The 12,287-nt window shown below is 44.2% G+C and carries 8 protein-coding genes; 2 read left to right on the top strand and 6 right to left on the bottom strand.

Translation table 11 applies throughout. The annotated features are described in order from the left end of the window. Positions 1 to 130: 130 nt before the first annotated feature. The 4 genes from R7093_RS21760 to R7093_RS21745 all read right to left on the bottom strand — a co-directional run bounded on the left by R7093_RS21760 (position 131) and on the right by R7093_RS21745 (position 4,613). Positions 131 to 1,447 (bottom strand): outer membrane protein transport protein, encoded by a 1,317-nt coding sequence (locus R7093_RS21760; RefSeq protein WP_047104363.1) that lies wholly within the window; start codon positions 1,445 to 1,447, stop codon positions 131 to 133. Between the two features lie 309 nt (positions 1,448 to 1,756). Next, a complete protein-coding gene (locus R7093_RS21755; RefSeq protein ID WP_005384451.1) occupies positions 1,757 to 3,016 on the bottom strand; it encodes an outer membrane protein transport protein in 1,260 nt (419 codons plus the stop codon). A 297-nt stretch (positions 3,017 to 3,313) separates the two neighbouring features. Further along, positions 3,314 to 4,045, bottom strand: a complete 732-nt coding sequence (locus tag R7093_RS21750; RefSeq protein WP_033907380.1) for a DUF3379 domain-containing protein — start codon at positions 4,043 to 4,045, stop codon at positions 3,314 to 3,316. Then, positions 4,038 to 4,613 carry a sigma-70 family RNA polymerase sigma factor gene (locus R7093_RS21745; RefSeq protein WP_033907378.1) on the bottom strand — a complete coding sequence of 192 codons (576 nt, stop codon included), beginning with the start codon at positions 4,611 to 4,613 and terminating at the stop codon, positions 4,038 to 4,040. The genes R7093_RS21750 and R7093_RS21745 overlap by 8 nt, the downstream gene beginning before the upstream one ends. Before the next feature lie 720 nt (positions 4,614 to 5,333). Here R7093_RS21745 and fadI point away from each other — a divergent pair. Continuing rightward, the gene (gene fadI / locus R7093_RS21740; RefSeq protein WP_047104366.1) at positions 5,334 to 6,641 is read left to right on the top strand and encodes an acetyl-CoA C-acyltransferase FadI; all 1,308 of its coding nucleotides are present in this window, start codon (positions 5,334 to 5,336) and stop codon (positions 6,639 to 6,641) included. Continuing rightward, positions 6,641 to 8,752: a fatty acid oxidation complex subunit alpha FadJ gene (gene fadJ, locus R7093_RS21735; RefSeq protein WP_047104368.1), complete on the top strand. Its 2,112-nt coding sequence runs from the start codon at positions 6,641 to 6,643 to the stop codon at positions 8,750 to 8,752. The genes fadI and fadJ overlap by 1 nt, the downstream gene beginning before the upstream one ends. 62 nt (positions 8,753 to 8,814) lie before the next feature. On the opposite strand, the gene R7093_RS21730 is transcribed toward fadJ, so the two are convergent. Together R7093_RS21730 and R7093_RS21725 are read right to left on the bottom strand one after the other, a co-directional pair. Next, positions 8,815 to 9,069 (bottom strand): hypothetical protein, encoded by a 255-nt coding sequence (locus R7093_RS21730; protein ID WP_047104370.1) that lies wholly within the window; start codon positions 9,067 to 9,069, stop codon positions 8,815 to 8,817. A gap of 167 nt (positions 9,070 to 9,236) precedes the next feature. Continuing rightward, complete coding sequence (locus R7093_RS21725; RefSeq protein ID WP_047104372.1) at positions 9,237 to 12,014, bottom strand: insulinase family protein; 2,778 nt, start codon at positions 12,012 to 12,014, stop codon at positions 9,237 to 9,239. Positions 12,015 to 12,287 lie beyond the last annotated feature (273 nt).

Below are 12,287 nucleotides of genomic sequence, written 5' to 3'. Positions count from 1 at the left end.
TCTTTTAGTTGTTGATTTCATAACACTCTCCAATTTTGGGGGTGGAAAGTGTCAACCTTATTTAGGACGGCACAGAGAAATGAAAAAAGGCTTAGCTGATGCTAAGCCTTTTTTGTATTTTGCAGCTTGGTTAGAAACGGTAGTTTGCTTGAACACCGATTAGCCAAACATTACCCGTAGTTTCGCCTACAAATTGGCCACCGACTTGTTCTGCAGTGTCGTCTGACTTGTAACCACGAGACTCAACGATTGGTGCGTCTTTCGCAAAAATATAGGTGAAGCCAGCGTCTAGGCTGAAGTCTTTCGTCCAATCGTACGTTGCGCCAATACTTAGCCAAGTGCGGTCAGTTTCTGGAATAGTGATCGTACGGTTTTTGTCGCTTACCGCTGAAGTATCGTATGCAATACCAGTGCGTAGCGCTAGCTTAGGATCAAGCTGGTAAGTGGCACCAACAGCAAAGCGATAGTTGTCTTCCCAGTTTTCTACTTTAACCATATGCGTGCCAGCAGTATCTAGACGTGCTTCCAATTTCTCGAAAGAGCTCCAATCCGTCCAGTTAACGCTTGCGTGTAATGCAAGTTGGTCTGTTACTTGGTGGAAGCTTGCCAACTCAGCTGTTGCAGGCAGGTTTAGATACATGTAGCCGTTGTCGCGTTCAGAAGTACCGAAGCCAAAACCAAGACCTTCAGCATGGCCTTCAAGCTTCAGTTCAACTTCAGATTTGTACGCGAATCCGATACGGTTATTTTCATTGATCTGCCATGCTGTACCAACCTGCCAGCCCCAAGCGGTATCGTCACCTTCCATGTATTTTAGAGCGGTACCTTGAGGAACACTGATTGGTTGATTAGTTTCAGGGTTTAACCCTACAACGTTATTCTTAGGAGCTGCTGCGCCAAAGCTGCCTTCGCCGATGATGTAACGGATACCACCACCAACGCTGATCGATTCATTGACTTTGTAAGCTGCGTTTAAGTTCGCTTCCATTGTCGTTACGCTTGCTTCATTACCGAAGTGCGAGGCACCAAAGCCTTTACCTAAATCGGTTTCCATGCCGTAGTTGGTGCCAAATGCCAAACCAATCGCGAATTTCTCATTATATTGGTGTGATAGGTAGAAGTTTGGAATGATTGCATCATGTGCGAAGTCATCTGAAGATGCAGAAGAAGTGCTACCGTGGAAGTTTACATCACCTTCAATATCAATATTTGGGTTCACATAGATTGCACCAACGGACACTTGAGTGCCTTCCAAATAAGTTAGCATTGCTGGGTTACGCCATTGTGCACTTGCGTTGTCAGCCATTGCAGCTTCACCAGCATATGCTCGACCTAGGCCTGTTGCAGAATATTCAGCAAGTTGGAAACCTGCTGCGTTAGCCATGCCCGTTGTGCCAAGTAGGCTTAATGCCACTGCTGTTGATAGAAGAGTCTTGTTGGTTTTCATTCGAATGTTCGCTGATTTGTTTATAACGTGGGACGAAAGTTTAAAGGTAGAGTTTTTACTTTAGAAATGAAAATCCAGCGTAAGTGGTCATTTGGAATATTATCCTTTCAAATGTTATTTGTGCGGTTTAATAATCTAACTGTGAAAGGCTTGTAAACGGAATTCAGCGAACAGCTGTGCGTCCTAATTGTGAGATTTAGATACACGTGTTCACTCAAATTGAGTGGGAAATAAATCGCAGATATGAAAAAAGGCTGGAAATCCAGCCTTTTATATAAAGTATTTTTCTACTAACTAACAGCGAAGCGTTTAGAAGCTACGGCTGTATTGTAAGCCGAATAGAATTGCATCAGCATGAGTTGTTGCTGTTACACCGGTAGAAAGACCAGGAGCTAATTGAGTATTCTCATTAACTTTTACATCTTCACCTAACAAGTACGTGAAGCCAAAATCGATGTTTGAGCTATTATCAATATGGTAAGAGAAACCTGTGGAGAACCACTGGCGATCCGAGTCTGGTACCGAGATAGACGTTACTTTATCTTGAGCGCTTGTGTCGTACATGTAACCAGCACGAAGTGTCCAGTTGTTGTTTAGGTAGTAAGTACCACCAATTGCGTAGTGCCAGCCATCTTGCCATTGATAGTCTTTCGAGTAACCACCTTTAAGTAAACCCTGATTTAGGTTCTCAAAATCAATTTGGTCGAAATCTTTCCAGCCGATGTATTGGATGCTGTAGTGTACAGCAAATTTAGTGTCTTGGATTTTGTGGAAACCGGAAAACTCGGCCATATCTGGTAGAGGTAGCGTGATTTCCTGACCTTTGTCGTCTTTCGCCGTAAATTCAGGGCTGTAACGATACGCTAGACCAAAACGGTTGTTTTCATCTAGTTCGTACACAGTACCTACGTTAAAACCAACAGCCCAACCATCAGCTTTATCTACGTCCAGAATTTTTTGACCGCCAACCCTTGGGACTGAAGAGCTAGTTGTACGCTTCATTGTGCCTTGGCCGTAGATTAAATCTAAACCAGCACCAAAGCTCCATTGTTCGTTTAAACGGTAAGAACCCGCCAATCCAAAGTTGAAGCTTTTTACATCCGTAAGACCACCGTACTCTGTTGCAGTGTAGTTATCTGAAAATTCAGTTTTAGTGCCGAAATTAGAGTATGCGTTTACGCCCCATGCAAACTTGTCATTTACTGGAACGATTAGGTGAATGTTTGGAGCTATTGACGTATCACCCACATCATCAGTATCAGCAACACTTACAGTATTGGAGCCCAAAGGAGTATTAACGTTATATTTCGCATCTTTCACTTCAATCATTGAAGTAATGCTTTCGAAACCTAGCGACAGTTCCATTTTATCAAACAGAGCCATTGCTGCTGGGTTACGAGCCATTACTGCTGCATTATCTGCGATTACCGCATCACCAGCAAATGCACGGCCGATGCCAGTTGCTGATTGAGCGTTGATTTGGAAACCCGCTGCCATCGATTGACCTGAGGCAAAAGCTACCGTTACTGCTAGGAGAGTCTTTTTAAACAGACGCGTGTTCTGAGTCATTTGTTTTTCCTTATTAGATTCGTCTCTTTGGACGATAAATTGAGCTTTTGCTCAGTGGCGCAGATAGTAGTATCAATAGTTGCTTGGACAAATCCGACCATTGGATAAAATTGAATAAAAATTGCAGAAATGATGTCTAAAAGACGGGAAATTGCACTTAAAATGCATAATTTAGAGTTTAAGCTCTAAATGCGATAGGGGTGGTGAATGTTTTGTGTTCTATTTATACAAAAATGCCGCTAAATAAGATCATTTAGCGGCATTTAACCTTTTGAAGGCTGGAAATCGTCGAAGTTGTTACATCGGCTTAATCATTGATGCAAGAGTCGTAGCGAGCGCATCAATATTTTCACCTTCTTCCCCGACTAAAATCAGGCTTGAACTCCCGACGGGCTGAACGATTCCGGTCATGCCATCCTTACTAAAGTCGGTACTTTGTTCGCTTGGAATACCAGTAATAAATAACGTTACTTTACCTTTTGGACCTTGGAACACCATATGCACCGCATTGGATTCGCCAAAACCGCAGTGGTTTAGGTAGTAAACGTGATATGGAAAGTTTTCACTAAACTGGTAATGAAATGGCGACATTTTCGCATTAATTTGCGAGCTCGGTACATCCTCATCAAGATGACGAACAAACGGTTCTTCATGAATAACGTGTTTCATCGCGGTATCCGCTAAACTGGCTTGTGCTGGAGACACCAAAACATTTCCCCAGTTTACTTGGCCAACTAATAACCCTGCGGTGAACGCAATAGAAGCGGCAAGTGCCATTGCTTTGCGGACAAAGTTTGGTCTTACGACCTTCTCTTCATCAAGTGCACTCGACGTCTGGCTAAATAAAATCTTATCTGCGAGATCTTCGGGTACATCCACATTCATGGCTTGTTTAATTTTTACATCGAGATCCAAAACGTCATCAACAAACTTATTGTTGGCGTCGCTACCAGCTAAAGCTTGCAGAATCTCTTCATCCTTTTGTTTTGGATCCGACAAAATACGACGACGAAATTCTAAATCATCCATTCTTTTGTCCTCTCTTGGTATCTTGAGAATCCAACATCTCTTTAAGTTGATTACGAGCGCGAAATAGTCGAGTCATCACTGTGTTTTTATTTAAATCAAGAATGTCACCAATTTCTTCTCCACTGAAACCACCAACAACTTGGAGAAATAAAGGCTCACGGTATTCAACATCGAGCTTCATGATCTGTGCCTGCAGCCATTCTTGCTGATGATGTGGTTCATCGCTGACTTTAGCATCATTGCCGTAATCATCGATATCAACTAAATCAAATTGTTTACGTTCGAAGCGGCGCGCGTTTTCTCGTCTCAATATTGTGATGAGCCAAGACTTGGCAGCTTTTTCGTCCTGGAGGCTATCGAGTGACTTCCAAGCTCTAAGACAGGTTTCCTGAACTAGATCTTCCGCGACCGCTTTATCTTTGCACAACCAATATGCGTAGCGGTACAAGTCACGATGATACCCTCGGACGAGCGCTTCGTATTTTCTTTGCTTGTCCATATCAGAGTTGACCGGACTGTTGGAATTTTTCTTTCCAAACATTTTTAATATGGCCACAGGAGCCTCCATCCTCGCTCTGTGAGTTTCTTATTTGTTCTGAGCATGACTTTACTTGCTTCATCGCCTAGCGGTTTTGGTTGCAGGATTTGTCATGCAACCCCTTTGACACAATAAGCCATGTGGTTACCTAAAAGTGTATACGCAAATGTCAGATATCATCGAACACGAATTGATATATATTGTTAACAATATCATCATTAGTAATCAATGGCTTGGATAAGTTCACTCGATGGAGCATTAAAAGGGACTTCTGATGGTGGATTCTTGAATTGTTTTGAATCAATAATCGCTCTAGGTGAGCTTAAAACTCGTAAAATCACTATAAAATTGATCTATTTCAAAATATCAAGCAGTGAAGGGGTTATAGTACACCTTGTCATCTCGTTAGTCATTGCGACTAACATGTTGAGCAAGATGACACTTCCTTTTGAAGGCTGACTTTACTTTCTCCTAATCAGGAAACTGATTACTTTTCAATTGGCGTAAGTTAATTGTTTTATAGATATTCCGACCACACAGTTATGTGTGGTTTTTTTTTGCTTCGATTTTACTTTCCGTATACCTCTTACCGTTTTAACTCTCTATAGTTAACCATTAGTAATCGCATAAGAATCAAAGAAGTAGAGTAATTGAACTACTTGCTTCACGTTTATTTAAACGCACGTTTGATAAATTTAACAAATTCATTACAATGCCTCAGGTCAGACCTCTTGTATTTAAGGAGAAACAATGGGCAAGCAGGAAGTAAAAACACGCAATGGTGAGCGTGTCGCTATTGTCGCGGGGCTTCGAACTCCCTTTGCTCGTCAAAGCACGGAATTTAGCCAAGTGCCAGCGGTCGATTTAGGGAAAATGGTAGTAAGCGAAATGCTTGCTCGAACAGATATTGATCCGAAGCTAATCGAACAAGTGGTATTTGGACAAGTAGTACAAATGCCTGAAGCGCCAAACATCGCACGAGAAATCGTGTTAGGCACCGGTATGAACATCCATACTGATGCTTACAGTGTGACTCGAGCGTGTGCGACGAGTTTTCAAGCGGCGGTTAATGTCGCAGAAAGCATCATGGCGGGAACCATCGATATTGGTATTGCTGGCGGTGCAGACTCTTCTTCCGTCCTGCCTATTGGCGTATCAAAGAAACTGGCCGCTAATCTGCTTGCTCTTAGTAAGACAAAAACAATGGGTCAGAAGCTTAGTATCCTCAAAAACTTGAGCTTTAAAGACCTGATGCCAGTGCCACCAGCAGTAGCAGAGTACTCTACGGGTTTATCCATGGGACAAACTGCAGAGCAAATGGCTAAAACACATGGTATTTCTCGCGCAGAACAGGATGCGCTTGCACATCGTTCTCATACGCTGGCTTCTCAGGCTTGGAAAGAAGGAAAAATCCAAGATGAAGTGATGACGGCTTTCCCTGAACCATACAAAAAATGGATTTCGGAAGACAACAATATCCGTCATGACTCAACGGTTGAGGGATACGCGAAATTGCGACCTGCGTTTGATCATCAGTATGGCAGTGTTACGGCAGCGAACAGTACGCCATTGACTGATGGTGGTGCGGCAGTGATGTTGATGCGAGAAGGTAAAGCGAAAGAGCTCGGAATGGAGATCCTTGGTTACATCCGAGGTTATGCATTCTCTGCTATCGGCGTGGAAAAGGACATGCTGATGGGGCCGACTTATGCCACAGCGAAAGTGCTTGAAAATACAGGCTTGGAACTGTCAGACCTGACGTTGATCGACATGCACGAGGCCTTTGCTGCTCAAGCATTGGCGAATGTGAAGATGTTTGCTTCCGATAAGTTTGCTCAAGAAAACCTTGGTCGCTCAAAAGCGATTGGTGAAATTGATATGGATAAGTTCAACGTGCTTGGCGGATCAATTGCTTATGGTCACCCATTTGCTGCGACTGGTGCGCGTATGATGACGCAAACCCTACGAGAGCTAAAACGCCGTGGCGGTGGTATTGCATTGAATACCGCATGTGCTGCTGGTGGTCTTGGTGCGGCAATGATTCTGGAGGTTGAGTAATGAGCGAGCAAAAAGCATTTAGTCTAAAGGTTGATGAGCAAAATATTGCTTGGTTAGCCATCGATGTTCCTAATGAAAAAATGAATACGCTGCAGGCGGCTTTTGCTGACGAAATGAAAGAAATTTTTGCTCAGCTAAAAGACTCCAGTGGTATTAAAGGGATGATCATCCACTCCCTAAAACCGGACAATTTTGTTGCGGGTGCTGATGTTCGAATGCTAGAAGCATGCACCACAGCAAGTGAAGCGGAAGCCTTAGCAAGGCAAGGTCAGGATTTATTCCAGCAGCTATCGGACTTACCTTATCCTGTCGTTGCGGCTATTCATGGCCCATGTTTGGGCGGTGGTTTAGAACTGGCTCTTGCATGTGATTATCGTGTTTGTACGGATTCTGACAAAACGCGTTTAGGTCTGCCAGAAGTACAACTTGGTTTATTGCCAGGTTCTGGTGGTACTCAGCGTCTGCCACGTTTGATTGGCCTGTTACCATCGTTGGACTTGATCCTGACGGGTAAACAACTTCGTGCGAAGAAAGCTAAAAAACTGGGCGTTGTGGACGCCTGTGTGCCGGACACCATTTTGCTCGACGTAGCAAAACAGTTTATCGACAAAGGTAAAAACAAGGGTACGAAAAAGCTATCGACGAAAGAAAAGGTGATGTCTGGTAGCGGGCTAGGGCGCAAGTTTGTATTTGAGCAAGCTGCGAAGAAAACGAATCAAAAAACCCGTGGTAACTATCCAGCAACGGTTGCAATTCTAGAAGTTATTCAACATGGCTTAGAGAAAGGCTTCGCTAAAGGTCAAGAACTTGAAGCGAAGCGCTTCGGTGAGCTTGTGATGAGCTCAGAGTCAAAAGCGCTCCGTTCGATCTTCTTTGCCACAACAGAAATGAAGAAAGAAAATGGCACGGATGCGAAACCAGCACCAGTTCATAAAGTTGGTGTGCTTGGTGGTGGTCTGATGGGCGCCGGAATCAGCCATGTGTCTGTTGCAAAAGCAAAAGTACCTGTTCGCATCAAAGACGTTAGCAACGATGGCGTTTTAAACGCGCTCAACTACAACTACAAGTTATTTGAGAAACAGCGCAAACGTCGCATTCTATCCAAGGCCGACCTGCAAGCGAAAATGCTGCAACTGTCTGGTGGTGTCGACTTTACCAGTTTTAATCATATTGATGTCGTAATTGAAGCCGTTTTTGAAGACCTAGATCTTAAGCAAAAAATGGTGGCGGACATTGAAGCGAACGCTAAGACAGAAACTATCTTTGCGACCAATACTTCTTCGTTGCCTATCCACAAAATTGCAGAAAAAGCGGAGCGTCCAGAAAACGTAGTGGGTTTGCATTACTTCAGCCCGGTAGAAAAAATGCCGTTGGTGGAAGTGATTCCGCATGAAACGACGTCAGATGAAACCGTTTCAACAGTTGTTGCACTTGCTAAGAAGCAAGGTAAAACCCCGATCGTAGTGAAAGACAAAGCGGGCTTTTACGTGAACCGCATTCTTGCTCCATACATGAACGAAGCGGCGCATATTTTGTTGGCTAACGAACCGATCGAAAAGATTGATACGGCGTTGCTTGATTTTGGTTTCCCTGTTGGCCCGATTACCTTGTTGGATGAAGTTGGTGTCGACATTGGCGCGAAAATTATGCCGATCCTGGTTAATGAGTTAGGTGACCGATTCAAAGGGCCGGATGTGTTTGATATCTTGTTAAATGATGGACGTAAAGGACGCAAGAGTGGTAAGGGGTTTTACACTTACAAGGGCAAGAAGAAAGATGTCGACAAATCGGTTTACAAACTGCTTAAGCTCGACCCTGAATCTAAGCTAAGCGATAACGATATTGCGTTGCGCTGTGTGCTGCCAATGCTGAATGAAGCGGTACGTTGTTTGGATGATGGCATCATTCGCTCGCCACGTGACGGTGATATTGGCGCGATATTTGGTATTGGTTTCCCACCGTTCTTGGGTGGCCCGTTCCGTTACATGGACCAATTTGGTATTAAGGAGCTCGTAGAGAAAATGAATGAGTTTGCATCGAAATATGGCGATCGTTACGCGCCATGTGATGGTTTGCTTACTCGAGCTGGTGAAGGGACAACGTTCTATTAAACGTTGCTTCGGTAGAGAAAAAGGCTTGCCAGTGGCAAGCCTTTTTCATAAAGAAGAAATGGTTACTTCTTCTTGTCTTTCTTATCTTTATTGTGGCCTTTACCAGGGTTGTCGTCCCCATGAATGCTGCTATTACCTTTTTTGTCTTTATCATTCCACTGCTTTGAAGAGCAATCATCTGATTTGATGGATACATTGTCTCCACTAAGGCGCACACAGTCGTCACTTAGTTCGAAACCATCGCCTTTGACTGAGATTTCAGCGTGAGCAGATGCCAATGGCAGTATAAGAGCCACAAGTAAAAGTGCTTTTTTCATGATTACCTCATTAAGTTATTTTTAGTTTGGTAATTAGAGCATAAGCCGCAATGGCGCAATTTCAATTTTCTGCCAATTATGGTGCCGATTCAATCTATGAGACCGACAACCTCATGGGTTTGTAGGTTCATTCTAGTAATCGACAATTTTATTTCTGCGCAACTAGATCACCCCAAGCCGCAATCTTTTGGCCGAAGTTGGAACTCTTCAATCGATCCTATTTCTTGTCCTAGATGGATGCGCGGAGCCTCCGAATGCGCTTGACCTTGAGAGTGCATGATCAAACGATTTGCAGTACGAGGTTTCAATTCGTTCACAACGAAGCGAATCATGTCTGCGCGCGTCAGCTTCTTCAACTCCGCCAGTACCTTGTCACGTTGGTTAAACTCAGTGTCCTTATTTCCTATCGCAACCCAAAGACGTTGAGCCCGTCCTCGAAGTGTGGTGTCCGGCGTTGCTATTTGGTTCCACAAGCCGCGCTTACTGCTGTGCCATTGGTAATCGTTTAACTCTAACAGCACCATATAAAAGGCATTTAAAAACTCATCGATTGAGGTAACCAGCTCGGCAGGTGCTGCATTAGGTGACTGTACATACAGTACAATACCAGGGTGACGATTTAGCGGCATATTGCCAGTGCCTACCATGTAACCTAATTGCTGCTTGGTACGGATTTCGTGGAAAAACGTTGCCGACATAAGGTGATTGGCCAATGAGTATAGCGCGATACTGCGAGGCTCAATATCCTCGCACTGGTGGTAAATAACGACTGCTGAATCTTGCTGATTACAATGCACCTCACGTTGAAAACTGCCATTTTTACCTAGCATAATGAGCGGACGAAGTGCCTCTTCATAACGTTGCTCGTTAACTCTTAGAGCATCCTTCAAGGTCGTAGCCATGTCATGGGCTTGCTGGCGTTGCCAGTCTCCGTAAACAAACATTTCAACGTGCAGTTCTGCAAGAATGGATTCTACGAATACCGAGAGTTCATCGACTTCGATTTCTTCTAGCGCTTCGACTAAGGTTGCGAAAGGCGGGTTATTGGGTTGAAGTAACCCAGTAAGTGCGTTAAACAGCTGCGAAATAGGGCGATCTTGTGAAGCATTTCTCCAGTTTCGTAACAATTGTTGTTTGATGGTTTCAAAGCGAGCAGGGCTGAAATCTCGAGAAGCAAAACGGTGCAGAATCATTTCTAGCAACTGAGGCAGCTTTTGACTGAACCCTGAGAGGGTTAAGGTCACGCCACCTTGGTGAGCATACATGTTGTAACCCATCCCTGCGATTTCTGCTTGATAGGTTTCTTTTGCTAGCGAATCGAGGAACATCTCTACACATAAGCGCGTTTTGACGATGTTCTTTGGTGATGCAACGGCATGAGAGCTGTCGATAGCGACATAAACGACACCTTTGGGCACGCGAAATTCGTCATCTTGCAAATGCCACAGCCGAAACCCTTCGAGATCCTCAATCAACTCTGGCAGTGAATCACCATTTTCGAGTGGCATGGGGTCGAGATCGTAGCAAATATAAGGGTTCTTTTCCGGTAAGACGAATTGCCAGCTTGGATCGATTTGTTGATAGAAACGACGTTGGTCTTCACTAAAAGGTGTGACGGAGTACGGGGTAAAGTACCATTCGGCAGTACGGTTGTATTCCAGGCCTTTAGCAATCAAAGTGACGCGTACATTATCGATGGTTAAGTATCGCAGCAATGAACGCTGTAACTCCTCATCGTAGCCCGCCATTTTGTAGTCACCATAAACCGTATCTTCCGGTTGATAGTGCTGCATGTTGATCACCAGATGGCTGACGAGATCCATTGGGCGCGATGGCTCTTGGAAGCGAAAAGCCGATTCTAATACCGCTTGTTTTTCGAGATAGCGCCATTCATCTAACCCGTCTTGTTTGATCATCGAGAGGTATTGAAAAACTGCTTGAACGATATCATCAACATGATCTAAGCCGTTTGGCGTCAGGGTGCAGCTTACGGTAAAGTCTCGGTAGTTACTGCCACTCGCGCCGCCGCCCGCTGAGAGAGAAGTAATCCAGCCTTTTTCTTTGAGTTGAAGCATCAAACTGCCTTCTCCTTCATAACCCAACAGGTGAGCAAAGTAGGAGAGTGGCTTCACGCTATAATGCGCATCCATTCCTGGCATGGGGAATGTGAGAATCAGTTTACGGAACTCTTTGAGCGGCTCGACTTGAACCAAAATGCCCGTGCTTTCCTCAGTGCCGATCGGTACATCAATCGATTTTCCACGAAGATGGTGATTTGGGATGTCGGCAAACATGGCTTCTACCCAAGCTTGCTGTTCATCGAGCGGCTGTGGCCCAAATAGAGTCAGTGTCATCAAATCGGCGGAATACTGAGAGTGGTGAAACTCCACAATTTCGTCGCGGATGGATTTACCATCTCGGTCGCCAAGAGTATCTAAGTTTCCGACAGAGAATTTTGAAAACGGGTGCTCTGGATTGATGACTTCTTTGTTAACTTGATACAGGCGACGAGAATCATCATTGAGTTTGAGCTTGTATTCGGAGTCGACAGCCTGGCGTTCTTTGTCTAATGCTTCTTCGTTAAACAAAGGTGCGGTAAAAAATTGGCTAAATCGATCTAAGGCACTTTCAAAGGCATTTGGAGCAATATTGAAAAAGAAACAAGTGTGCTCTGTACCAGTCCAAGCGTTGTTTGTTCCACCGTGTTGGCTAATATAGCTTTGAAACTCGCCCACTTTAGGGTATTTTTCCGTACCCAAAAAAAGCATGTGTTCTAAATAGTGTGCCAGACCTTGGCGATCGTTTGGGTCGTCGAAGTGTCCAACGTTCACTGCCAGAGCAGCTGCCGACTGTTGAGCTGTATCGGAATGAATCAGCAGTACACGCAGTTCATTGCTCAAGGTAATGTAGCGGTATTGATTTGAATCGTTAGGACTTAGATGCACGATGCGTCTCCAGATTTCGCATTACAGTAATTTAGGCTCCCCTCGCGGGGGGCGCAAAGTTTGCGTTTCGACAAATACTGCTTGCCGTATTTTTGTTATTCGTAGACTTCTGCACAGGCCCATCGCGTTTGCGTATGGGGAAGAACTGTTTGAGTGAATGCTCTGAACTCATTGCACAGTTAAATAGTGTGATGAACTGAGTACATTCTTTTAATAGATTGTTAAGAAAGTCGCTATCTTTAACAAGCGAATTGGTATAATGAACAGATAATT

Source organism: Vibrio sp. 1580, from assembly GCF_033340055.1.
This window is presented reverse-complemented; position numbering and strand designations above follow the sequence as displayed.